This is a genomic window from Paenibacillus phoenicis (assembly GCF_034718895.1).
GTDB classification, from domain to species: Bacteria; Bacillota; Bacilli; order Paenibacillales; family Paenibacillaceae; genus Fontibacillus; species Fontibacillus phoenicis.
Map to the genome: position 1 here is coordinate 2794205 of NZ_JAYERP010000001.1, position 24867 is coordinate 2819071.

The following is a 24867-nucleotide window of genomic DNA, read 5'->3' on the forward strand; positions in this document are numbered from 1 at the left end:
TTAGGGTTGTTAACGTACACTATTCGGGGTTGTTAACGCTCATTTTTCCGCTGTTATCCGCAATCCCAAACGTTCGTTCGCGCGTGGGTTTCCGTATCGGCTTCCGTTCAGATCAACGGAATGTGAAACCGGAGAACCCGCGTGGTTACTGCGTTTTTCAATCGCAAGGTTGCGGCGCGCCTTCCTCGTCCTTAAAGCGGAACGATTGACCGCATCCGCAGGTGGCGATGGCGTTCGGGTTGTGGATGGTGAAGCCGCCGCTCAAGCCGGATTCCTTGAAGTCGATCTCCAGGCCGTTCAGATAACGGATGCTGTCCTTATCTACGACGACCTTCAGCCCCTTGATGTCCATATAGACATCCTGTTCGCTCTCCTGATCATCAAGGCCCATCCCGTAGGAGAAGCCGCTGCAGCCGCCGGGATTCACTCCGACACGCAGGAACATATTGGGTGTTTCTTCTTGGGCTATCATATCTTTAATCCGCGCCAGGGCGCTGTCGCTGATATTAATCATTATGCACTCACTCCTTTACGAAAAATTATACTCCTTCTCCTCCAATCGCTCAACAACTGTGATTTTTCTAGTTGCCAATCTTTAATCTTCGCCCTAGGCTTATTGCCCGCTTGGAATGTGAGGTTTATAATAGGTAGGTAATTCATACTGTTAGGATACGAGGCATTTCATGCAATTGGAAACGGAGGGAACGTCATGTTCACTGTAGTCACCCCAAACACCGACAAGAGAATGGCCGAAATTGTGGACAAAGTCCGCCAAGGCGAACGTCTCAACCTCGAAGACGGTGTCTATCTATATGAAAGCAATGATATATTGACGATCGGGCAATTAGCGAATGAAGTTAACCTGCGTAAGAACGGGAAAAAGGTATATTTTATCGAAAATATGAGCCTCTACTTCACGAACGTCTGCGAATCTCACTGTGCGTTTTGCAGCTTCCGCAAGGATCAAGGAGAAGAAGGGGCTTATACGCTTTCCGGGGAGGAAATGGTCGCTTACGTGAAGCAGCACATCACTCCGGGCGTCCGTGAGTTCCATATCGTAGGCGGGCACAACAACCACGTACCGTTCCAATATTACGTGGACTCGCTCAAAGCGCTGAAAGAGAATTTCCCGCATGTGACCATCAAGGCGTATACGGCGGCGGAGATCGAATTCTTCACCCGGCTCAGCGGCCTGAGCACGAAGGAAGTGCTGATGCAACTGCAGGAAGCCGGCCTCGAATCCTTAACCGGCGGCGGCGCGGAAATCTTGTCCGACCAATATCGGGAAAAGATGAAGGTCGAGAAAGCCAACGTCGACCAATATCTGGACGTCCATCGGACGGCGCACCGGCTGGGAATGAAGACCCCAACCACGATGCTCTACGGCTCTATCGAATCCTATGAGGATCGCATCCGCCATATGATGCAAATCCGCGATCTGCAGGACGAAACCGGCGGGTTCCAGGTGTTTATCCCGTTGTCCATGCAGCCGCGAAACAAGAACGCCAGCATCATGCGCCGCAATTCGGCCTTCGAGGACCTCAAGACGATCGCGATCAGCCGCTTGATGCTGGATAACATTCAGCACATCAAAGCTTACTTTATCAATATCGGCGTCCAGCTGACGCAGGTGGCCTTAACCTTTGGGGCCTCGGACGTACACGGCACGATCCTGAAGGAGCAAATCAGCCATGCGGCAGGCGCGCAAACCCCGGAAGGATTGACGTTAAAAGAGCTGATCTGGCTCGTCAAAGGGGCCGGGCGCATTCCGGTTGAACGGGATACGTTCTACAACGAGCTTCGGGTCTACGAATAATTTCGTCAGGGGGAACCTTTCGTTACGGATGGGTCTCCCTAATTTTTTGCAGGATTCGTTCGGCTAACTGGTCGGCATCTTCCCCCTCCACCTGCTCGCCGTCAACCAGCACGTACGGAAACAAATAACACGTGCCGCAAGCGGTGAGGCAGCCGTATTCATAGATATCGCAATCGACTTGCTCCTTCACTTTCCAAATCGCTTCGTCCGTACCTAAACTGGCATTATTCGTACAATATTCAAGGATCGGTTTCATCTTCCGTCCTCCCCATGAAGAAGCATTTAAATTTTTGACTTTTTGTAATATAATAAGGCAAGAAAGGAGTTGAAAACAATGAGTGAAAACGTACAAGATAAATTGTATGATGAAGTATTGGAAGTATTGGACAAACTGCGGCCTTTCCTGCAACGTGACGGTGGCGACGTCGAACTCGTCGACGTAGAAGACGGCATCGTGAAACTGAAATTGATGGGTGCCTGCGGCAGCTGCCCAAGCTCCACGATCACCCTCAAAGCAGGGATCGAACGCGCTCTGTTTGAAGAAGTGGAAGGCGTAGAAGAGGTCGTACAAGTATTTTAATTCGCAATCCATGAATGATCGCTCTTCAGCAGGAGGGTTTAAACAAACCCGGCTCCGGCAAGATGTCGGAAGGCCGGGTTTTTTTGTTGGGTCTGACAGACCCGCTTAAGAAGGCTTGATCCACGGACGGATCGGGTCGAGTCCGCCGGAGATGTCCATGATATTGCCAGTGATGAAATCCGAGTCCGAATGGCACAAAAACGCAATGACGCGGGCGATATCCTCCCCGCTTCCGGGACGCCCCAGCGGCGTCTCCCCATCGCGGAGCCCCCGAACTTCATGTATCGACATCTCTTTCTGACTCCCGCGAATGTCGCCGGGGCAAACCATATTGACGGTGATGCCGTATGGGGCTTCCTCGACGGCCAGCGTCTTCGTAAAGGACACCAGCCCGGTTTTGGCTGCGGCATAGACCGCCCGATGCGGCCAGGCGCGCGATTCAGCGGCATGACCAAATCCAAAATGGATGATCCGCCCCCATCGTTTCTCCCGCATCCCCGGCAGCACAAGATGATCCAGCAGCAGACTGCCCACCAAATTCCCTTCGATCATGGCCAGCACTTCACTCTGGCTGTAGTCGGCAAACAGCTTGCGTTCGCGGATAAACGGTCCGGCGTTGTTGACCAGGATGTCAATCGTGCCGAGCTGCTCGTTCACTTGACGGGCCAGGTCCTCGATTTGCTCCCGGCGCGAAACGTCGGCTTGCACTGCGATGCAGCGGACGCCCAGGCGCTCGATGTCCGATTGGAGGGAGAGCGCTTCCGCTTTGCTATGTACGTAATTCAGCGCGATATGGCAGCCTTGTTCTGCCAGCGTCAGCGCTGTTTTCTTCCCGAGGCCTTTGGCGCTCCCGGTAATTAAGGCAACTTTGCCATGCAACGTTCCTTCTCCTCCTCTCAGGTGCTGTTCCTTTAAGTATAAAAGATTTAAAGGATTCCCACAAACCGCCGCGGCGTTCTATCCCGTTCTTTTGCGCTCCCCCCATGCTCCACGACGAAACAGCGCTCTTTAAATGCAAAAGTGCAGTTGATTTTCACCAAAATGCCCTGACATTAAGCTTTCAAATGCAAAAGTACAGTTGATTTCCCGTCAGAAGCGTCTTTTGGGGCCAAATTGCCTCCAATCGAATGCACTTTTACATTTCACAAGCCATAAATCGGGCGATTTGCCGAAAATGAACTGCAGTTTTACAGTTGAGATGCAATGGACGCTTCAAACTGGCAGGAAAACAAAAAAATCCCGCTGCACACGCAACGGGACATTTCTGCTTCTTGCTACTTAGAATACCGGTACCAAAGCACCATCATAGGTGTCGTTGATGAACGTGCGGACTTCGTCGGAAGTCAGCGCCTTCGCCAGCTTCTGGATCGCTTCGGAATCTTTATTGTCCGGGCGAGCTACCAGAAGGTTCGTGTATGGCGAATCTTTATCCTCGATGAACAAAGCATCCTTCGTCGGATTCAGCTTCGCTTCCAGCGCGAAGTTCGTATTGATCAGCGCCAGATCCACTTCAGGCAGCAGACGAGGCAGCATAGCTGCATCCGTTTCTTTGAATTTCAGGTTTTTCGGATTTTCTACGATGTCTTTAGCCGTTGCTGTGATTCCAGCGTCATCCTTCAGTTTGATCAAGCCTTGCTTCTGCAGCAACAGCAACGCGCGGCCGCCGTTGGTTGGGTCGTTCGGGATCGCGATTGTAGCGCCGTCCGGAAGCTCGTCAGCGGATTTGTATTTGTTGGAGTAAGCGCCAAACGGTTCAACGTGAACCCCTACAACCGGAACGAGATCAAAGCCGTTTTGGGCATTTTGTTCGTCCAGGTAAGGCTGATGTTGGAAGTAGTTCGCATCCAACTCTTTTTCATACAGCTGTACGTTGGGTTGCACATAATCGGTGAATTCTTTAACTTCCAGCTCAACGCCTTCTTCCTTCAGCTTCGGTGCAATAAATTTCAAGATGTCAGCATGAGGCACGGTCGCACCTACAACCAGCTTCACTGGCTCGGCTGCGGTTTGGTTCCCCGTATCTGCGGCGTTCCCTTCAGCTGCCGACGTTTCGCCAGCCGTGTTACCTGCTGCCCCGTTATTGGCGGCGTTATTGCTGCCGCAAGCAGCCAGTACCAGTACCAATACGAGCGTTAACAAAGATAAAGTCCATTTTTTCATTGCAGGTTCTCCCCCTTAAAGGTTTTTTGAATAAGGATGCTTCTATATATTTAAGTTTCCTTATTTCCGCGTAAAATAAATCACCAAGCGGTCACCCAGCATTTGCAGCACCTGCACCAGAATGACCATAAAAATCACCGAAACGATCATGATTCCCGTCTCGTACCGGTAATACCCGTAACGGATCGCCAGGTCGCCGAGACCACCGCCGCCGACCATGCCCGACATGGCGGTATAGGACACCAGCGTGACTACGGTAATCGTCATGCCCGCGATCAGGCCGGGCAGCGATTCCGGCAGCAGCACCTTGCGAATGATCTGGAACGAGGAAGCGCCCATCGCTTGGGAAGCTTCGATCACTCCGCGATCCACCTCGCGCAGCGCCGTTTCCACCAACCGGGCGAAGAACGGGGCTGCCCCGATCACCAGCGGCGGAATCGTCCCCTCCACACCGGTGGATACGCCCATGATCGCCCGCGTAACCGGAATTAACGCAACGATCAAGATAATGAACGGAACCGAGCGAAGGATGTTAACAATTAGCGAAATTATCCGGTAAACCCATCCTAATACCAAGGATTGAGAACGCGAGAAGGTGTACAGCAACACCCCGAGCGGAAGCCCGATCAAGAAAGTAAACAAGGTTGCAAAACCCATCATCTTTAGGGTGTCCAGCGTGGCCACACCCATCTCTGCCCAATCGATGGTTCCGAGATCCAATCCACGCATTATTCGATCACCTCCACGTCAAGGTCGCGTTCCCGCAGGAGCGACAGCGTGCGCTCCACCTGGTCATCTTCGCCTTCAAACGATACGGTCAGTTGACCGTACGGGATATCCTTAATCGCTGAGATCGTGCCTTGCAGGATGGCGAAGTTGACGCCGGTTTCCCGAACGACCTGGGACAACACCGATTCGTAGGTTTTCGCTCCCAGGAACGTGATTTTCACCAGCTTCGCCCACGCAGGATGCGGAACCGAAGTCGCCAGCTTCAAGCCTTCGTCCCCTGACTCCCGGTGGATAAACTCCCGGGTCACCGGATGTTTCGGCTTCAGGAACACCTCCGTCACCGGCCCCTCTTCCACGATGCCTCCTTGGTGAATAACCGCCACACGGTCGCAGATGCTTTGGATGACATGCATCTCGTGCGTAATCAGCAGGATCGTCAGCTGGAACCGCTTGTTGATGTCCAGCAGCAGCTTCAGGATGGAATCCGTCGTCTGTGGATCCAGCGCCGAAGTGGCCTCGTCGCACAGCAGCACATCCGGTTCGCTGGCCAAGGCCCGGGCGATGCCGACGCGCTGCTTCTGACCACCGGAGAGCTGCGCCGGATACTTGTGACGATGCTCCTCCAAGCCGACGAGAGCCAGCAGCTCATTGACCTTCTCCGCGATGGCCGCCTTCGGCGTTCCGATCAGCGTCAGCGGAAATGCGATATTATCATAAACGGTAGCCGATGACAGCAGGTTGAAATGTTGAAAAATCATGCCGATCTTGCGGCGCTGCTGCTGCAGCTCACGCTTACCGAGCTTCGTCAGCTCAACCCCGCCGACCCACACCTCACCTTCGGTCGGGCGCTCCAGCAAATTGATGCAGCGGATCAACGTGCTCTTGCCGGCACCGGAATGACCGATGACGCCGAAGATTTCCCCTTTGCGAACGCTCAGATTTAATCCGGACAGTGCGGGGGTCGCCGTTTTTTTGGTGCGATAGATTTTCGTAATGCCCTTAAGTTCAATCAATCGGCTAACCTCCTGTTCCTAGCATGATGTAAATATAAGAAAAAGAGCCCTAACAGATTCAAAGGGCTCTCTTTACGTAAAGACAATGCCTTCTCATCTGCCAAAACCGAGTAAATCACATCGGTTTTGAAGGAATTAGCACCATGACATTCCGCCGTGACGAGTGCGCTACATCCTGCAAATCATTTCACGGGCGAATCGGTTGCTGGGCTTCATCGGGCCTTTCCCTCCGCCTCTCTCGATAAGAAATAAAATATGAAATTAAAAGAGTCATTTGCGAGATTACATCGTTGTTAACCTGTCATGTAAAACTATTGATGAGTATAATGAGTTTTGTTCGTTTTGTAAAGAGGAAAAATAAGAATGGCGATCGGGTTAGATCGCCGTAATTTTTTTCCATCTATGATTGATGTAGTCAAAAACCGTGAAATAGGTTTCGCAAACCATTTGGTATCCCTGCTCAAGCTCACGGATATGCTGATCCAAGTCCTCCAGAGCAACCTTTCCGAACAACGCTTGATGCCGTTGCCACAAGTCGTCCTTCATCTCCGAGTTCATGTAGTGAATCTCCGTATTTCTCCGGCGCCGCAACACGCCCAGCGCTTCCCGGTACGTCTCTTTAATCGCGTTCAACCGGTTCCCCAGCTCGGTGTGAGTCTTCAAAGCAGCAAATTGGCGCAGCACGGTAAAATAAGAGAAACGCGACTTCACCTTCGATGTGTTCAAATCAAACAGTTCATTGAGCACCGTCCCGAGCTTGTCCAGCGCCGAGAACACGCGAATGAATCCGTCCTTGTAAAAATACACATATCTTGCATAATCCGCCCGTTCAACCGGATCCATGTCTTCAACGAATTCGGTATGTACCTTTTTGCGAAAAAAGGTGGCGGCATATAAGCATTGTTCGAGCTCATCCAACGAAGTGATCAAGCCGTGCACCCAAATCTCCAGCTTGCGGAAATCATGCGTAGGGTCTTGATGCTCCTTGATTTCCTTCTGCAGCAGCCTCACGGTCTGCGTCATCGCGCTGATCGTTTCGGCCAACCGCCCCTCGTTTTGGCGAGGCGGCTCCCCAAGCAAGCTTCGCAGCATAGGCATTCCCCTTTTCACAGAAAGTAGGATTTCCAACGCTGATCCACCAAGGACACGATATCCTCTTGCGGGAACAGCTCATCCGGATAACCCGGCTTCATGCGGGCATCAATGACCAGCGGCAAACTGTAGGACAGATGATGCTGACGCACCTCGGAAGCCGCGTAAATGTCGCTGGCCGGATTAAACCGCGTAAACACCGTCCACAGGAACGCCGTTTGATCATGGGCCGCCGCTTCGGCGTTATCCACCAATACCACAAGCGGCCAAGCGGTCCCGCGTTCGCGAAGACGGCCCAGCAGACGCTCAGCAAGCTCCGGCTCGTCCTCATAGGATGCACCAGAAACGACAAGACATCCGTCATGAAAAACTTGGATCGCATCGATTTCCGCGATTTCACCTTCTTCGTACGCCCGGGGCAGCTCGCGCATCGGCTCGCCTACGCCGATCAGAATCGCCTTACTGCCGTGGTTCAGCTTATGGCCGGTATAATCCAGCGTATCATGCGAGGTGTTGTTTAGAATGAACAGATCCGTGCGCGGATCAAAACGTTCCAGCACCGTCTTCAGCAGCAGACGGAAATCTGCGAGATCAATCAGCTTGTCCGTCAGCATGAGGAATTTGGTCAGCGAGAGCTGGCCTTCACCCAGAATGCGGAAGGCGGACACCAGCGCTTCGCGGGAATAGCTCTCACGGACGACCGCCGAGCTCAGCGCATGGAACCCGCTCTCCGCATACGTCCATAGCGAGCGCACATTCGGCATTACGATCGGGAAGGCTGGCGACAGCAGCTTTTGCAGGAAATCGCCTAGATAATAATCCTCCTGACGCGGTTTACCGACGATCGTCGCCGGGTAGATAGCATCCTTCCGATGCCACATATGTCCGACGTGCAGCACCGGGAATTCATGCTGCAAGGAATAATATCCAAAGTGGTCGCCGAAGGGACCTTCGAGTCGGCGTTCATGCGGAGGCACCAGCCCAAAGATGGCGAATTCCGATTCGGCCGGAATGCGGTGGCCGCCCAGCGGGTTTTCAGCCATCGGCAGCTTCTCGCCGAGAATGAAGGAAGCGACCAGCAGCTCGGACAGATGCTCAGGCACCGGCGAGATCGCCGAGGCGATCATGGCTGGAGGTCCGCCCAGGAACACGGATACCGGCAACGGCTCGCCGCGTTTCTCCGCCTCATGGTAGTGGAACCCTCCGCCTTTTTGGATTTGCCAGTGCACGCCGGTAGTTTGGTCATCATACAATTGGATCCGGTACATCCCCAGATTGTTTTCTTTTGGCTGCAGCGGATTTTCCGTATATACAAGCGGCAGTGTAATAAACGGGCCACCGTCCTTCTGCCAGCTGGTCACCTTCGGCAGGTCCTTCAGCGGCGCTTCCGTTCGGCAGACGTCCAGAATGGGGGCGTCTTTTTTGGATACCGTTCTCATGCCGACCTTCAGTACGTCGCGGATTAGCCCGCGCTCATTCCAAATCGCTTTAGGTGTCGGCGGCAGCAGTTTATGTATCGCGTCAACCAGTTGGTTAGCAAGCTGTTCAGGCCGGGGACCAAAGGCCATCTCCACCCGGCGAGGCGTTCCGAACAGATTCGTTGCCACGGGGAAAGGCGTACCTTTGACATTGGTAAACAGCAAAGCCGGGCCGCCGTCGTCAATGACCCGCCGGTGAATTTCGGCCAACTCCAGGTAAGGATCAACCGGCACATCGATGATCGCCAGGTCGTTTTCTTTTTGCAGTGCATCGATCCATTGACGCAGGTTCTTGTAGCTCATCTCCTGATCCTCCTAAAAGACCGGGTCATCACCCGATCGTTGCATCACTTTACACTATAGACAAAAGTATACCTTACCTCACACTCCTCGGGAGGCCCTGTCATTCTACAGATTCATGACAATCCCGACGTAATCGCGGAAGTCACGCCGAAGCCGGACGTCAAGAAGTGCCAGTTAAACGGCTTTGTCAGCCGGCGCAGCCTGTGCCTCCTTGGCTGTTCGGCTCAACTGCCAGGTTCGGACGCTTAAATAGCACAAGACCCCAAACAAGGAGGCCAACACGATAATATGGGCCAGCGAAGCGAAGAGATAAACGTGGTAATTGTTTAACGTCAGCGCGATGGTCGCCCCGGTCAACACTTGAACGATCACCAGCACCGTTGCAGCAACGCCCAGCTTGCGGATGTCCGGCAGTTCCGGATGCTTGCGGAAGGCAAAATGGCCAACCGTTGCGATCACGACCAGCAACAGAGCGGCCGCAACCCGGTGAATAAAGGCGATCCCTTCTCCGCCGGATAATCCGGGAATGAGCTGACCGTTACATAGCGGCCAGCCGCTGCATCCGCCCGCCGAGTCCGTATGGCTGACATAGGCACCGAGATAAACGACGATATACGTATAGCCCGTCGCAAACCAGGTCAGATTGCGGAACGCTTTAGACACGCGGGCTGCCGAGCCAGATGGGCGCATAGGGTCCTGCGGACGGCGCCCCGCGCTGCGGTCAGCTTGTCCGCGTTCTTCCTCGCGAACGCCTAGAACCAGCATGATCGAGCTGGCGAATGCGATCAACGAGAACCCGAAATGCAGCGCCATAACGGCGGACGACGTCGGGTAAATGACCGCCATCGCTCCCATCACGGCCTGCACCATGACAAAAACTAAGGCCATCAAGGAATACAACTGCAGATCCTTGCGGTTCTTCCGATACATCCAAAACGCGACAAACGCCGCCAAAGAAAACAAACCGGCCGCCCCGCTGACTGCCCGGTGAGAATATTCGATCATGGAAGCGAGCGTATGAGCCGGGACAAACTTCCCGTGACAGAGCGGCCAATCATTGCCGCAGCCGAGTCCTGATTCCGTTTTGGTCACAACGCTGCCCCCAAGCGTCGCCAGGAACATGACAAAACAAGAGGCGTAACTGAGCCATTTTAAAGATTTCGTATGCAAAACGGTTCACACCTTTAAGTTAATCGCTAATCCTTTTCATTATAACCGATCAAGTAACCACTTTCATAGAAAATGTTGAAAAATCGACACCGCCGCAAGGGATTTCCCTGCGGCGGTGTGATGAATATAATGGCGTTTGATTTTTGGATTATAACGTATCCCGGGTTTCCGGCGTGTCATGGAGCGTATGATACACATCCAACGCCTTGTTCAGGAAATCCTCAATTTCCTCACGGGATTTGCGGAGTTTGTTCACGAACCGAACCAGCTCGCGGCCGTCGGTATAGGCGACAAAGCTGGGGATACCGAGAATGTTTTGCTCCTGGCTGACCTCGCCAACTTGGTCCACATCGACCTCAATCAACGTCAGTCGACCTTCGTATTTCGCCTCAACCTCAGGCATAAACGGATCTATGAATTTACAATCCGAGCACCAGTCGGCTTTAAAGACCGCTACGATTAAGTTGCTGGATTGAATGCTGACTTGAAATTCCGCGGGGGACGTAATTTTTTTCATGGATGATCCTTCCTTTCATCAGGATACTTCTAGTCAACCAGAAGCGGGAGTGGAAGTCAATCTTTTTGGACATACTAGATCGTATTATGCCTAGCCGGCCGCCAAATATTCGGACGCTCGATCTAAGGTAGAAGGGAGGCGGAATCCATGGGGGACCACCGCCAAGACAATGGGAAGGCTGTCAACCTGAGAAGATGGATGTCCAGCCTGCCCGCCGCAATCTCAACCATGCTCAAAAACAAAACCGCCGTGCTTTCCGATTCTTCTGAATTGCGGAAAGAGACGGTTGATTTGGGCTGGAACGAAGCGGCCGCCCGTACGGTCATCAGCGAGATCGAGGAGTTGCTGCGGCGCACTGCGGCCGCTCGGACGGCGTCAGCAGGTGAAGATTACAGCGCCGAGGATTTGCAGTTGGCCGAAGCAATCGCTGAGGAAACCCGTTTGGCCGGTGCGAACAACATCAGCCGGACGGCGGCTTATCTCGCCTGCTATCAAGCTTGCCCGGAGCTGCACTGGGCTTTCCTCGCGCATATGGTCTCGCGAAACGCCGGCTGGAACATGACAGACCTGCACAGCAGCCGAATGGCTGATGCGATTGATGCGGAAGAGAAGCGGCTCACGTATCGGTTTCTGGAGCGGTGCAACGCCCTGATTTTTCAGGACGCTTATCCGCAGCTCAGACTGTATATGAAAAGCCGGGAGCTCGGGGCCAGTCGGTTCCACCTGCTGCCGTATTTTCACGTTTCGCGTTTTATGCGTCCGTTTTGGGAGCGGTTTTGGATCGACCGCGGCAGCGCTTTGCTGACCGTCGGACTCATCATCAATGAGCAAAATTATATTGAAAAACGCGTCGTACGCCACCCTTACTTCCAGAAGCAGGTCACGGATAAATTGAATTTCCGCCTGTTTAGCTTGGCGGGATTAAACCAAATCGTATTCCCGCTGAGCGAAGCGGCGGGAGTGGACGGGGCTGCCGGGGGTAAAATGCGCCGCCTTGCGGGGCGCACCGTCTCCGACTTCGGCAGCCTGCAGGCCCGCATCGCGTTAGGCAAGAGCCTGTACGCGATGCTGATGGGCTACCGCGCCGTGCGCAGCGGCGCGGAGCACTTCGCCGCGAGCGTGCCGCACAGCGGCTCGCGGGCCGATTATTGGCCGGAACTGTTCACGGCCAATTTAGAAGAAGCTCTGACCGCCAAGGTACAGGGGTCAGAGCTTCTCGCCCAGGAGACGCTGCCGCCGGGCCAGCGTCTCTACAGCCCCAAGCTGCTCAGCGCTTGGGGCGACACCGCCTATGAGCCAATCTCCCGAGAGGATTGGCTCAAAGACACCCGCGCGCTGGACGACATCAGCGCGCCAAAAGCGCCGTTCCTGTGCGATATCAGCGGCTCGCACAGGAACGGCATCCTCACCACCGCATTGGTGCACGATGCGGTGGAGGAGCATTGACTGACCGGGGGTGAGGTTGAGTTGAACGTCACCCCCGCTCCCGTCTTCGTCTACCCTCCTCCCCCCGAGGGACCTTCCTCGCCAACTCCTTTTCCACCATTATCCCGTATGATCAGGTAACTCAAAAGCAACACAAGTGAATATACATTTTACCCAACGCCCTGCCGCTCACCCCACTGCAACCACATGAGGCATCCCTTCGTACCTTCCACCTTTCCTTAACCAAAGGGATAATCATCCAAAAGCGCTCACGCAGGATACCTTAGTTAGCCGAGCTTTACCCATCAACCTACCGCCCGCCCCTCTGCAACCGCGTGTGGCATCCCCTCGCACTTCTAGCTTTCCTGAGCCAATGGGATAATCGTGCAAAAGCTACATCAAAGCATCCCCGACGTACTTCTTCCTCACTGAACTTGACGATCTCGGCCGCCGCGTTGCAAACGCATTAGCGGGGAGAGTATTTTGCGGAGGGGGGCTGGGTAGCTAGCTAGCTCGTCCTTACGGACGACGCGCAGCAGGATGAGCAGCACCGGATAGAGCGCGACAACTGCCACGCCAACGATGCAGCAGGTCAGGAAGAAGGCGACCCGCGCCGGCATCAGGTCCACCATTTGAATTCCGGCCTGGTTCAGGCCGTAGCCGACACCGGACAATGCAACGACCGTGACCAGGAAACCGCCCCAGCGGCTGCCCATGAGCGAGAACGGCACGATTTGCTTCATCGCCCGAACGTTCAGCAGCGTGATAACGAAGAAGCAGAGTCCGGTGGCGATAATGATGCCATATATCCCCCAAAACTGCGCAAACACATAGCTGGCCGCCAGCTTCACGAGAATCCCGATGGCCACGTGCACCATCGACAAATTAGCTTTGCCTACCCCAAGCAGAATCGAGTTACTGGTCATCATCGTAATTTGAAAAATCGTCGCATACGTCAGCAACGCCACGATGCTGCTGCCGTCCCGGGTGCTGAACAGCAGCCCGTTCACAGAGTAAGCCGCCGTGCCCAGCGCAAGGATAATCGGCATCCCGCTCAACACTGCGACTCGCATCGCCAGGGTGACCTGACGCTGGAGATGTTCCTGGTCCTTCCGCGCGTATGCGGCGGAGATGATCGGCACCAGCGATTGGCTGAGCGCAATCGCCAGAATCGGCGGAATCCCGGCGATCATCTGCGCCCGGTTGCCGAGAATCCCAAGGATGTAGGTGGCTTGTCCGGAGCCGATTTGCCCGGTCAGCAACGGCTTCAGGATCGAGTTATCGATGAAGTTGACCGCCGGTACCGCCAGCGCGGTTAGCACGATCGGAATCGACAGCTTAAAGATCTCCGCATAGATCCGCTTAAACGGCAGACGACCGGAATCGCCCCGCGGCTTTCCTCGCCCCGCGGCCTGGTCTTTCCGCTGCAGCTTCATGCTGTACACCAACATCACGATCAGTGCGGCAACTCCGCCGAGCACCGCGCCAAACGTCGCGCCGGCCGCGATCTTTTCGCCCGAATAGCCCCAGTGGAACAACACGAACGCCAAAATAATGCCGGCCGCCACCCGCACGATCTGCTCGATGACCTGTGAAACCCCCCCGGCGATCATGATATTCCGACCTTGCAAGTAACCTCGGATCATAGCGATCAGCGGGAACAGCAGCAAGGCCGGCGCCAGGGCACGAATGGCCATCACCGATTCCGGAACGCCGGAAGCTTCCGCATAATAGGGCGCCAAGGCATACAGCAGCACGAACATGACCAAGCCCGCCACACCGGCAAAGAGCAGCGCCGCCTGGTACACGCGCCGCGCCTCCTCCGGCCGGTTCAGCGCGTGCCGCTCCGACACCATTTTGCTCAGCGTACTCGGGATCCCCGCCGTTGCTAAAGTTAACAGCATGAAATACGCCGCATTCGCTTGCGAATACGACGCGTTCCCGATATCTCCAAGGATGTGCTCCAACGGAACGCGCTGGAACAAGCCAAGCACCCTTGCGATCAGCGCGGCTCCCGCCAAAATTAACGTGCCTTTAATAAACGATTCCTTCTTGGACAAAAGCAATTCCTTCTTTCCCGCAATCCATATAAGTGCTAACTAGAATGAAAACTAAAATGCAACGATCCAAATGATAAACACGATGATCATCACCAGCTGTAAAATCACCTTGACCACCATGCTGCTAAACAAGCCAACGACGGAACCAATGCCCACTTTAAACGATTTGGTGAGCGACTCGCCCTTAATCAATTCCCCGATCATTGCACCCAGCAACGGCCCTAGTACCAGACCAAAAGCCGGAATAACAAACGGACCGATGATAATGCCGATCGTGCTAAGCCAGACGGACAGCTTGCTGCCGCCGAATTTTTTGACGCCCCAAGCCCCGACCGCATAATCCGCCACCATCAGCGCGACCACGATCAACGTTTGTAGAATCCAGAAGAAGGGGCCAAACGACTCAAACGAGAAAAACCATCCGTACACAAAAAAGGCAAAATATATGGCGAGCACCCCAGGCAATACGGGATACACCGCTCCGGCCATCCCCACGGCAAACAGGGCAATCACCAAAATCCAGCCAATCACGGACAGCGCCATTTTCTCACACCCCTGTCAAAATATAATCCCGAATAATCCAGGCAATGCCATCTTCATTATTCGACGTGGTCACGACATCGGCCTTCTCCTTCACGGCCTCCTGGGCGTTCCCCATCGCAACCCCCAGACCCGCGGCTTCAATCGCAGCCAGGTCATTTAGGCTGTCTCCGATTGCGACAACCTCGGACATCTCCAGCCCAAGCAGCCCGCACACCGTCTGTATGCCGCTGGCCTTGCTGATCCCTTTCGGATTGATCTCCAAGTTGTGCGGCGAGGAATTCGTGATTTCAAGGCCGCCCATCGCTTGCAGCTCCCGCAATATCTCTCCCCTCACCTCATCATCCTCGGTAAAATAGCCAAACTTCATCCAATGATTCTGTTCCAACAATTCCGGTTGCCAGTTCCCTTCGTTATAATTGCCTTCCACGGCGTAGGCCCAGAACCAGACATTCTTTTCCCGGGAAATGTCGTACATTCGCGAAACGAGCGATCGATCAAGCAGCACCCGACGATACAGCTCATGCGGCGACTTCCAAACCTCGCTTCCATTCACCGTAATCATTGGCGTCCCAAGGTCAAGCTGATCGCCATACGGAACCGCCTCCCGGTAACCGCGTCCCGTTGACAAGCAGACATGAACCCCGGCAGCCGCCGCTTTCCGAATCCAACGTTCTGTCTCCGGCGAGATTTGCAGATCGTCGTTCAGCAAAGTTCCATCCATATCGAGCGCTAACAGTTTATATTTCAACAACAGACAGCTCCCCCCATCCGCAAGTTTCTGACTCTCTAAACAGCATACCGCCATTTTACCATAATCCCGGAAACCCAACAAAAAGAGCTCCCAAGCAGAAGAAAATTCTCCGCTAATTGGGAACCCTTAATTAACCAATCCGGAAGCTATAACTATAAAAACCGAAGCATCACGGAGCACCGACATCGACCACTTGCCATTTTTGCCGGTCCAGCGCCGGATCCGGTTCGTTCAAGTACAAGGAGCCGCTGTCCGCCGAAGCTTCAAGCGCTTGCTGGTTGTGAAGCGACAGAATGGCTACCGTGCCGTCGCCATTGTCGCGAAGCAGCCAGCGCTGATTGTCGTAGCCGAGATAATCGTACAGCTGGAGTTTGTTTTGCCCGGTATCGAGGTCCAAAGCTTTGCCTCCCGCGGCGGTGCGAATCGAATAGGAGCCCAACTCGTCTCCGGTCGGCACCATAACCCAAGTCCGGGAGGACGCCTCCCCATCCCCGGCCGGGAGCAGCGCGACCGGTTCGCCGTTTTCCGCTTTCGCTGCATACAGCGACGTGTTCGCGCCGGCGTTAACGAAGCTTGTCTTCCGCAGCTTGGCCTGCTCCACCCGGCTGACGTTGACGTTTTGGTAATACGCCGCGCCGCCAAAGACGTGAAGGCCGAAATGCCCTTCCGCAAACGTTCCGTCGGTAAGGTCAATGATCCCTGCACCATCCACGGAAATCCGGATACGCGGCCCGTCCGCTTCGATAACGATGGCGTATTTCTTTCCCTGCTGGATGAATGCCGGCACGTTGGCCAGCACCTGGCGGTCGGCAAATGCGCCATCGATTTTGTAAAACAAGCGGAAGGCTTTCATATTCGGATCGATATTAAAATAGTACCCGCTGCGCCCGTCCCGGCTCGCCCGGAATAGAACTGAGCCCGCTCCGCCCTTTTCGTCCAGCGTCATTTCGGCCTCATATACAAAATCCCCGGCCGTCTCCTCCGCCACATAGTGAGCGTCGCTCCAGTAGCTGCCGCGGATGCCCCGCTCCGTCGCCACCCAGGAGGATGCCGCCAAATCGGGAGCCCAGCCGATCAGATTCGTATGGAACTCCCCGGCAAACACCTTCACCGGTACGCTGGCCGACGCTTTCCCGTTCGGAGTGGAGGCGGTAATCACCGCCTCTCCTTGGCCGGCCGCGCGAATCACCGCCTGCCGCTGATCGAACGAGGCGATGGCCACGACTTGCGGATCGCTCGTCTCCCAGCGGATCGGCTGATTTTGGTTGACGTCCGAACCGCCGCTGCACCCGCCTTTCACGCCGCCGTTCACCGCCGCATACAAGGTCCGGGTGTCCCCCAGCCCCATTTGCTGCAGGCTCGTGTCCATCACGATGGAGGTTTGGCTCTCCGCCGCCTTGTTCCATACGTTTGTTAGTGCGTGCACTTTCAAGGAAACCACGTTCACCTCTCCACCTACAGTAAAAAGGCTCATTTCACGGTGCGCAGGATCGGGAAAAATCACCTCCGAAAATACTACGCGGCCATCCCCTCCGAATACCTCCAGCGAGGAATCGTCCACGTAAATCCGCAGCTTCACGCGCCGGTTGTCCGGCTGAAGCGGCGCCTGATGAAGCGTGCTGAACCGGTCGGAGAAGCCGGTGTCGCCGGAAAGGGAGCGATCCACGTAAATCTCGTTCTCTTTTGTTTTGTACCCGACGACCGTCCGCTTTCCGGCTCCCTCCCGGAGGCGGAAACCAAATTCGCTCACATTGCTGGCCTGGGGAATTTCAATTTCGGCTTCAATTTCATAGGCTCCGGAGGACACGCCTTTCAGTAAATTCTCCCTATCCGCTTGGACGAGGCGGTCCGACGCCGCAAACAGCAGCTGGCCGCGCAGCGATTCCAGCTCACGGATCGGCGCCTGTGCCAGGCGGATTCCCTCGTTCGTCTTCTGCAGCGTTAACTCGCGCGGAATGCTTAGAACCCCCTTCCAACCCTCGGTCGGAAAAGCAAACGGGTAATCCCAGTTCGTCATCCAGGCCAGCATTACCCTGCGTCCATCCGGCATACCGGCAAAAGACATAGAGGCGTAGTACTCTTTTCCGTAATCGGTCGCCAGCACCTTGCCGGCAGGGTTGTCGTTAACGAACTTGCCTTCGGGAGTAAGCTCCCCAATAAAATACTCCGCCGACGAACCCTGCGTATTCGGGTTGGCACCCGTACTGATCATGAGCACCCATTTTTTCTTGACCGTACCGTCCACAGCCAGTTGGAACAAATCGGGGCACTCCCACACGCCGCCGCGGACATAAGCCCCGTATCCGAAGTTGTCGGTCAGCGTCCAGTCGATCAGGTTGGTCGAAGTGAAAAAGCGGATATGGTCGCCGCCGGACACAACCATAACCCAGCGGTTATGTTCTTCGTCCCGCACGACCTTGGGATCGCGAAAATCCCATCCTCCCGGATCGTCCCCCTGCTTGCCCGGATTTTCGATCACGATCGGGCGCTCTGCGGCGTACTCCCAGGTGCGGCCGCGATCCTTGCTGTACGCCAGCCCAATGCGCTGGTTGCCGTTCGGGCGGTCCGGATTATAGGAAGTATAATAAGCAAGCAGGCCTTTGCCCCCGGAATCCGCGAACAAGCCGGAGGCATTGTGGAGATCGGCGACGGCCGAACCCGACCAGACATGGCCCAAATCGTTCCAGGGCAAAGCGATGGGCAAGCGCTTCCATTGAACGAGATCGGTGCTGACCGCGTGCGCCCAAGTTCCGCCATCCTGATGAAACAGATGGTATTCCCCTTCGTAATAGACCAGTCCGTTCGGATCGCTTGCCGACCCGCGGGCGGGCGAATAATGGTAGTCGGGGCGGTATTTTTCCGTATAATAATCATTGGCCGCAGTCAAATAGACGTCCTGAAAATATGCCGCTCCCCCGGATACCGCAAATCCCGCGTGACCGTCCGCATAACTATTGTCAACGGCATCCACAGCCGGTTCGGTGTATCCGTCCACATAGACCTGAATCCGGCTCCCGAGCGCATGGATTTCCAGATGGTGCCTTGCTTTGGAAGCTGACGGGTAAGCACGTTCCGAGGCCGCGATGACGCGGCCGTCCGCTTTTCTCAGCTCCGCCCAAACCTGGCCGCCGTCTTTTCGCAAAGCCGCCTCGTATCCGTCCGTCCCCTGCTCGTTCGCTCTGAACCGCAAACCAGCATCCCCCTGATCGGCGGCAAAAGACACGTTTCCTTCCAGCACGAGATCCCGTTCATAACCCTCATATATCCGCAGAGCCCGCCGGGAACCGTCCGCCGTTCCCAGCTCCCCCCGCAGGTCCGGCTGCCAAGCTCCCGAACTCGCGATCGCCGCGCCTAAATTGCTGTTCAGTTCGCTGACCTTCACGTTCTGAAACAGCGCGGAACCGTCCCAAACGTTCAGGCCCAAATACCCGGAAGCGTAAGCCTCATCATGCACGTCAATTAACGGTTCATAGCGGTCTCCCCAATACACCTGAAGTCGGCTTCCTTCGGCCTTGACCTTTAGATGATAGATTTCTCCCTCGGCCAAATCCACCCGCCGTTCTTCCCGCAGCTTGCCTTCTCCGCTCGCGTCCTTTAGCCGGATCAACCCCGCGTTCAGCACGAGTTGAAGCATGTAGGAGGACCAACCGTCCTGATTGGAGCGGAATACCAACGTGGCGTCCGCCTGCCTCTCCGTTACCATGACGTCGGCTTCATAGATAAAATCGGCCGCCCGGGTTTCCGTCAGGGCCATCACGTTCTCCCTCGGCTCCGAGACGAGCAGAAGCCCCTGCTCCACCGTCTCCATTCGGCCTTTTCCCTCGATTCGCCAGCCAGTCAAATTCGTCTCTAATTTGGTTGCGCTTTCAAAAATTGCGTTAGCCTCCTTTCCCGTTTCCGTCTCCGCACCTGCCGCCCGGACTATCCCTGCATCAAGCCCGGCAAAAATAAGTGCGGAGGACAAAAGGATGGATAATACGGATTTTCCTTTACCCATGATACACCCTCTTTTCCTGTAAGAGATACATACTTGTTTTGGCTTCCGGCGCAGGAGGCCATGGATCACGGCCACCGCCTCCCTCCGGCACGCTTTCTTCGCTTGCACTTAAGAAGAAAGAAGCGGCCCGGTTAACGCCTTCAGCCCCAATGCCAAAGCGCCGCAAAGCCCTGCTTGCTGCCCAAGGCCGGGAGGCACGATATACTCCTCCAAGCGCTCCAAAATCTCGCCGGCGTTTAAGTATCCGTTCAGATTTCGGCGCACCGCCTCCCGGATCAACGGGAACAGTTGGGGCTGCTGCATGACCCCGCCGCCCAGGATGACCTTTTCCGGCGAGACCAAGAGCATCGCCCCCGTAATCGACTGGGCAAGATAAAACGCCTCAATTTCCCAAGCGGGATGATTCCCTGACAGCTCATACCCTTTGGTTTTCCAGCGGGCTTCGATCGCCGGCCCCGCCGCCATGCCTTCCAGGCAATCGCCGTGATACGGGCAGCGGCCCGCGAAATCATCGCCCGGGTGCCGCCTTACCGGCACATGGCCGCCCTCCGGATGAACCAGCCCATGCACCAGCCGGCCTTCCAGATAGACGCCGATCCCAACGCCCGTTCCCACCGTATAATACAGGCAGCTGTTCAGGCCCCGGGCGGCCCCCCACGCCGCTTCCCCCAGCGCGGCCGCGTTCACGTCGGTATCCCAGCCCAAGGGGACCGAGAATTCGCGGCGCAGCGCGCCGAGGAAATCGAACCGGCTCCAACCGGGTTTCGGCGTTGTGGTCACATAGCCGTAGGTGGGGCTGTCTTGCCGAAGATCGATGGGGCCAAATGACCCGACCCCAATCGCCTCCACCCGTTTGTCCTTCAAATAAGCAATCGCTTTGCCAAGCGTAATCTCCGGACTTTCTGTTGGAAAACTGATGCTGTCCTCAATCACACCATACTCATCCCCAATGCCGCAGACGAATTTTGTCCCGCCAGCCTCAATTGCTCCTATGCGCATTGTCGTTGTCTCCTTTTTTGATACAGTACTAAGGTGGTCCCGCATCTTGTATATTTCATCGGCCTCATTTAACGACCGCTTATGGTGCAAGCTCATAAATCGTCAGCAACTTCAGAACAAATTCCGTTTCCGCCGCCAGAGATATGCCGGTGGCCTCCGGTCCAGGGAAGATCAGATCGGTAATGACCGCCTCCCCGGCATTGGCAAACACTTCGACGGAGGCTCGGTCCACGAAAATGCGCAGCTCGAGCTTTTCCCCTGCGGAATGCAGCTTGGCTGAGTGTACGCCGCGGAATTGCTCGTGGAACTCATGCTGCCCCGACTTCGTGCGGTCTACATAGACCTCACCGGAAGCCGCGTTCACGCCGACAACCGTCTCCTGGCCATCCCCCGCTCTGACCTTAAAGGCAAAGGACGCGCCGGGTGCAGCTTCTGCAACCAGTTCGAAGCTGTCCAGCCGCAAGGAACGCAGTGCGACTTCCACTTCCCCGGCAGCGACATTCGCCAGGCTGAGCACCGTTCGGCGCACACGCTCCAGTTCTCGAACTGGTCTCTGCGTTAGAACGGTCGTTCCGTTACGGGATTCTAACGCAAGTTCCCGCGGTACCGTCATCGCGCCTCGAAATGATTCCGTCGGTGTCAGCTGTGCATACTTCCAGTTGCTCATCCAGCCAATCAGCAACCGTCTGCCATCCTCTGCTGGAATATCGGACCAACTAACGCCCGCGTAATTATCCCGGCCATGGTCCAGCCAGCGGACATTCCGCGAGTCTTCGTCGGGCGTGAATGTCACGCCGTCGAAATCCCCGGTAAAATACTGCGTTCTCGACCCTTCCGCATAAGCTGGATGATCGCCCACGCTGACCAGCATCACCCATTTTTGTCGGGAGGCATCCCCATCAACCGCCAGCGGGAACAAATCGGGACATTCCCAAACCGCCTCATGGAAACCGATTCCGCTGCCGAATTCGCTACCGAACGTCCATGTTTTTAGATCAGGAGAATGATACAGACAGACTGTCTGCCCGCAAGCTATGATCATAACCCAGCGCCGAGTACCTTTATGCCAAATTACCTTGGGATCGCGAAAATCAACGAAGCGTTCATGTCTCAACACCGGATTTCCCGCATATTTCGTCCATGTTCTGCCTTTATCCTTGCTGTAGGCGATGCTTTGAGTCTGGACGGGAGTTGTTCCTTCCGATTCAAGGTGATGTGTGAAAATCGCGACCATCCCCGGCTCCTCTCCGAAAAAGCCTGTGGTATTGTCCCAGTCCACTACCGCACTTCCCGAGAAAATTGTTCCGTTCTCGTCAGGGAAGAGCGCAATGTCAAGCTCCTCCCAATGAACCAGATCTTCGCTTACGGCATGACCCCAGTGCATTGGCCCGTGGACCGTTCCGTGTGGATAATATTGATAGAACAGATGGTATTCTCCGGCAAAATAAACCAATCCGTTCGGATCGTTCATCCAGTTCTTCTCCGGTGAGAAATGATATCTGCCTCTGTAGTTTTGCTTGGCGATTGTAGACATTCCAGCATCTCTCCTTTTTGCCTCCACAATAAAATCGGTTATCTCTATAAGTCCTATCGTTTTCTAGTTCTCTGGATTTTTTCGTTAAATCGGATGCTTAGTTCGATGTAGTTATGCTTCCCGATTACTTCTTCATGGCTCGGTCATAACCGTCCTGCTTGATTTTCAACCATTCCTGCAGCCCAAGTCGATCCAACTCCTGCAAATAACTCCCCCATTCTTGATCGATTTTGCCGTTTTGATACCATTCGGTGCGCTTTCTCAATACATAAGCAAATAGATCTGTTTCGATCGTCGTCAGTCGGTCCAACTCATCGATCGAATGGAATACGTTGGGCATTGCCTGCTCCGACTTCATATGTGGTGCCATAACCTCCTTGACGATTCGCATTCTTTCCTTGGCGTCATCTGGTACGGTGGTATATTTGCCGAAATAGCTGTCCAGGATCGCCAGCGGGCCACCGACGCTCGTTTTTTCGCGCAGTTCGACCGGAGCGGTTCCGTTCAGCGGTAAATGCTTCAGGCTGTTGCTTGCTTCGTCATATTCAAAGATATTTTGCTGTGTCTCGTCACCGTAAGTGCCCCAGTTGTTCTGTACGGATTGGATCGGATCGTACATCTGATCCACCCATTTCGCCGTCGCTTCCAGATTTTTATTGGTGCTCGTTATGATCATCCGACCGCGATGGAAGCCCCGTGCGTTCGTTTGAGCTACATTGATCTCACCGTCCGGCCCCGCTACCGGCGGCATGACCTCGTAGCTGTCATTATCGCCTGTAATGTTGCTCTTGTCCCAGGTGAAATAGAGGCCGTATCGATGGTCCTTGCCTTTGGCCAGATATGTGCTCCAGTCCTGCGTGTATGCTTCGATATCGATGAGTCCCTCTTTATATAGCTCGTTGATATATTTGACAGCGTTTTTGTAGCCTTCCTCGCCAGGTGAAAACACAACTTTACCGTCGTTCGTAACCACCGCGTGATCGGGATTTTCACCCAATCCAAACGAGGCGAACAGGAACACCAGATCCTCAGCCCCCGGCTTGTTGATAAAAGACAGTGGAATTTCGTCAGCCTGCCCGTTTCCGTTCGGATCCTGAGTTTTGAAGGCGATCAGCACCTGCTTCAATTCCTCCGTTGTTTTCGGCATCTCAAGACCAAGCTTTTTCAACCATTCCACATTGATCCACGGAACTGCGTCTACGGATTGAATCCGCTCTTTCCCCGTACCGAGCTCTTCGATCCACGGAAAAGCATAGATGTTGCCGTCCGGCGCGGTAATCATCGCCTTGTATTCCGGCGCTTCCTCCAACACCTTTTTGAAATTCGGCATATACTGCTCGATCAGATCATTTAGCGGAATGATCGCACCGTCCTTAGCAAGCTTGAGCAGCTCGTAATCGCTGTAACCGGCGTCGAAGATCGCGTCAGGCAGATCACCGCTGGCCATGGCGAGATTTCTTTTTTCCACAAACACGTCTTTCGTGAAGTTCTTCCAATTGATATGGACGTTCGTTTTTTCCTCCAGTCGTTTGAAGATCAGCTTGTCGTTTGGATCCGCAGGCGCTAGTGGCGAGCTTTGCGTCATCATGTTTAGCGTGATCTTCCCGCTCGGATCCGGCTCCTTGTCGGCTGAACCTGCACTTTTCCCATTGCCGCAGGCGGACAGCAGCAGAGCGGATGCAAGCACGGATAAGGATATGGCTTTGCACGTGAGTTTCAAATTTTGGCTTTTTTTCATTGTCTTTAACCTCCCGGATTTGTGCTTTAGGCAATGCTTTTATGTGCAGCCGGCCGTTATTTCAGGGAGCCGACCATGACACCTTTCTCGAAATATTTCTGAAAAAAAGGATACATTACGACGAGCGGAAGGCTCGAAATCACGATCGCCGCGTACTTGATCATCTCCGACAGCCGCTTCATTTCCGCCATAGCCAACTGGTCTGCAATCATGCCGGGATCGACCTGGTTCTGAATCAGAATCGAGCGGAGCACAAGTTGCAGCGGATGCAAGTTTGGATTGTCAAGGTAGATCATCGCGTCGAAATATGCGTTCCATTGGCCGACGAAGGCATATAGCGCGAGCACGAAAACGATCGGTTTGGAAAGCGGCAGCACGATGCGGAAAAAGATTTTCGCTTCGGAGGCGCCGTCGACGTTGGCGGCCTCCTTCAGTTCGTTCGGCACGCCTTTGAAAAACGTCTGGGACAAAATAATGTTCCATACGTTGACTGCGCCGGGGATAATCACCGCCCAGACCGTATCGATCATGCCTAACTCCTTGACCAGGAGATAAGTCGGAATGAGCCCGCCGCCGAAAAACATCGTGATCAAAAACAATGTCATAAAAAAGCGGCGGCCAACCAGTCGGTGATCTGAGAGGGCATAGCCCGCAAAGATCGATACCGTCACGGTGATCAAAGCGAAGGAGACCGAGTACAGTACGGCATTCGCAAATCCCCGGATCATCGCGGGATTGGTCAGAATCTTCTCATAACCGTCCAGCGTCCAGTCGGCAATATGGAAGGACAAGCCGCGGCTGAGAAGCACGGAAGGGTCCATGAACGAAGCCACGACAACATATATCAGCGGGACGACGACGATCAGTACGGCGAACGCTAACCCGGCGGCGTTTAAAGCCAGTAGAAAACGGTCGAATTTCGAATGTTTGATGGGCATGGCAGTTGGCTCCTTTCGATAACA

21 protein-coding genes and 1 riboswitch are annotated in these 24867 nt (G+C 54.6%); of the genes, 3 read left to right on the forward strand and 18 right to left on the reverse strand.

Annotated elements, in window-relative coordinates; translation table 11 throughout:
• Positions 1 to 157: 157 nt before the first annotated feature.
• Complete coding sequence (locus U9M73_RS13300) at positions 158 to 514, reverse strand: HesB/IscA family protein (protein ID WP_009224775.1); 357 nt, start codon at positions 512 to 514, stop codon at positions 158 to 160.
• Positions 515 to 709: 195 nt separating this feature from the next.
• On the opposite strand from U9M73_RS13300, the gene mqnE reads away from it, so the two are divergent.
• Positions 710 to 1816: an aminofutalosine synthase MqnE gene (gene mqnE, locus U9M73_RS13305; RefSeq protein WP_009224774.1), complete on the forward strand. Its 1107-nt coding sequence runs from the start codon at positions 710 to 712 to the stop codon at positions 1814 to 1816.
• A 22-nt stretch (positions 1817 to 1838) separates the two neighbouring features.
• Here mqnE and U9M73_RS13310 read toward each other — a convergent pair whose 3' ends face one another.
• Complete coding sequence (locus U9M73_RS13310; protein ID WP_323077661.1) at positions 1839 to 2072, reverse strand: YuzB family protein; 234 nt, start codon at positions 2070 to 2072, stop codon at positions 1839 to 1841.
• Between the two features lie 78 nt (positions 2073 to 2150).
• Between U9M73_RS13310 and U9M73_RS13315 the strand changes: the two genes are divergently transcribed.
• Positions 2151 to 2396: a NifU family protein gene (locus U9M73_RS13315; protein ID WP_009224772.1), complete on the forward strand. Its 246-nt coding sequence runs from the start codon at positions 2151 to 2153 to the stop codon at positions 2394 to 2396.
• A gap of 105 nt (positions 2397 to 2501) precedes the next feature.
• Here the strand turns inward: U9M73_RS13315 and U9M73_RS13320 are convergent, their stop codons facing one another.
• The 8 genes from U9M73_RS13320 to U9M73_RS13355 all read right to left on the reverse strand — a co-directional run bounded on the left by U9M73_RS13320 (position 2502) and on the right by U9M73_RS13355 (position 10858).
• Positions 2502 to 3275 (reverse strand): SDR family oxidoreductase, encoded by a 774-nt coding sequence (locus U9M73_RS13320; RefSeq protein WP_009224771.1) that lies wholly within the window; start codon positions 3273 to 3275, stop codon positions 2502 to 2504.
• Between the two features lie 399 nt (positions 3276 to 3674).
• Positions 3675 to 4556, reverse strand: coding sequence for a MetQ/NlpA family ABC transporter substrate-binding protein (locus tag U9M73_RS13325; RefSeq protein WP_009224770.1), 882 nt, complete (start codon positions 4554 to 4556; stop codon positions 3675 to 3677).
• A 60-nt stretch (positions 4557 to 4616) separates the two neighbouring features.
• Entirely contained in the window at positions 4617 to 5285 is a 669-nt protein-coding gene (locus U9M73_RS13330) for a methionine ABC transporter permease (RefSeq protein WP_009224769.1), read from the reverse strand.
• Complete coding sequence (locus U9M73_RS13335) at positions 5285 to 6298, reverse strand: methionine ABC transporter ATP-binding protein (RefSeq protein WP_009224768.1); 1014 nt, start codon at positions 6296 to 6298, stop codon at positions 5285 to 5287. The genes U9M73_RS13330 and U9M73_RS13335 overlap by 1 nt, the downstream gene beginning before the upstream one ends.
• Positions 6299 to 6388: 90 nt before the next feature.
• Positions 6389 to 6546, reverse strand: a riboswitch (SAM riboswitch).
• 127 nt (positions 6547 to 6673) lie between these two features.
• Complete coding sequence (locus U9M73_RS13340; protein ID WP_009224767.1) at positions 6674 to 7390, reverse strand: Cthe_2314 family HEPN domain-containing protein; 717 nt, start codon at positions 7388 to 7390, stop codon at positions 6674 to 6676.
• 14 nt (positions 7391 to 7404) lie between these two features.
• The gene (locus U9M73_RS13345; RefSeq protein ID WP_260070546.1) at positions 7405 to 9171 is read right to left on the reverse strand and encodes a UbiD family decarboxylase; all 1767 of its coding nucleotides are present in this window, start codon (positions 9169 to 9171) and stop codon (positions 7405 to 7407) included.
• Positions 9172 to 9345: 174 nt separating this feature from the next.
• Positions 9346 to 10341, reverse strand: a complete 996-nt coding sequence (locus U9M73_RS13350) for a COX15/CtaA family protein (protein WP_323077663.1) — start codon at positions 10339 to 10341, stop codon at positions 9346 to 9348.
• Positions 10342 to 10489: 148 nt separating this feature from the next.
• Complete coding sequence (locus U9M73_RS13355) at positions 10490 to 10858, reverse strand: thioredoxin family protein (protein WP_260070548.1); 369 nt, start codon at positions 10856 to 10858, stop codon at positions 10490 to 10492.
• Between the two features lie 147 nt (positions 10859 to 11005).
• Between U9M73_RS13355 and U9M73_RS13360 the strand changes: the two genes are divergently transcribed.
• Positions 11006 to 12304: a DUF2515 family protein gene (locus tag U9M73_RS13360; protein WP_323077666.1), complete on the forward strand. Its 1299-nt coding sequence runs from the start codon at positions 11006 to 11008 to the stop codon at positions 12302 to 12304.
• 404 nt (positions 12305 to 12708) lie between these two features.
• Here the strand turns inward: U9M73_RS13360 and U9M73_RS13365 are convergent, their stop codons facing one another.
• From U9M73_RS13365 to U9M73_RS13400, 8 genes are all read right to left on the reverse strand, one after another.
• On the reverse strand, positions 12709 to 14343 hold the full coding sequence (locus U9M73_RS13365) for a putative polysaccharide biosynthesis protein (RefSeq protein ID WP_323077667.1): 1635 nt from the start codon (positions 14341 to 14343) through the stop codon (positions 12709 to 12711).
• 51 nt (positions 14344 to 14394) lie between these two features.
• On the reverse strand, positions 14395 to 14880 hold the full coding sequence (locus U9M73_RS13370; RefSeq protein ID WP_036645012.1) for a DUF456 domain-containing protein: 486 nt from the start codon (positions 14878 to 14880) through the stop codon (positions 14395 to 14397).
• A 10-nt stretch (positions 14881 to 14890) separates the two neighbouring features.
• On the reverse strand, positions 14891 to 15691 hold the full coding sequence (locus U9M73_RS13375; RefSeq protein WP_323079132.1) for a Cof-type HAD-IIB family hydrolase: 801 nt from the start codon (positions 15689 to 15691) through the stop codon (positions 14891 to 14893).
• 115 nt (positions 15692 to 15806) lie between these two features.
• Positions 15807 to 19634, reverse strand: a complete 3828-nt coding sequence (locus U9M73_RS13380; protein ID WP_323077668.1) for a GH32 C-terminal domain-containing protein — start codon at positions 19632 to 19634, stop codon at positions 15807 to 15809.
• A gap of 108 nt (positions 19635 to 19742) precedes the next feature.
• The gene (locus U9M73_RS13385) at positions 19743 to 20633 is read right to left on the reverse strand and encodes an ROK family protein (RefSeq protein ID WP_028539809.1); all 891 of its coding nucleotides are present in this window, start codon (positions 20631 to 20633) and stop codon (positions 19743 to 19745) included.
• 79 nt (positions 20634 to 20712) lie between these two features.
• Positions 20713 to 22167, reverse strand: coding sequence for a glycoside hydrolase family 32 protein (locus U9M73_RS13390; protein ID WP_028539808.1), 1455 nt, complete (start codon positions 22165 to 22167; stop codon positions 20713 to 20715).
• Between the two features lie 124 nt (positions 22168 to 22291).
• Positions 22292 to 23905 carry an ABC transporter substrate-binding protein gene (locus tag U9M73_RS13395; protein ID WP_323077670.1) on the reverse strand — a complete coding sequence of 538 codons (1614 nt, stop codon included), beginning with the start codon at positions 23903 to 23905 and terminating at the stop codon, positions 22292 to 22294.
• A gap of 56 nt (positions 23906 to 23961) precedes the next feature.
• Entirely contained in the window at positions 23962 to 24843 is an 882-nt protein-coding gene (locus tag U9M73_RS13400; RefSeq protein ID WP_323077672.1) for a carbohydrate ABC transporter permease, read from the reverse strand.
• Between the last annotated feature and the right edge of the window lie 24 nt (positions 24844 to 24867).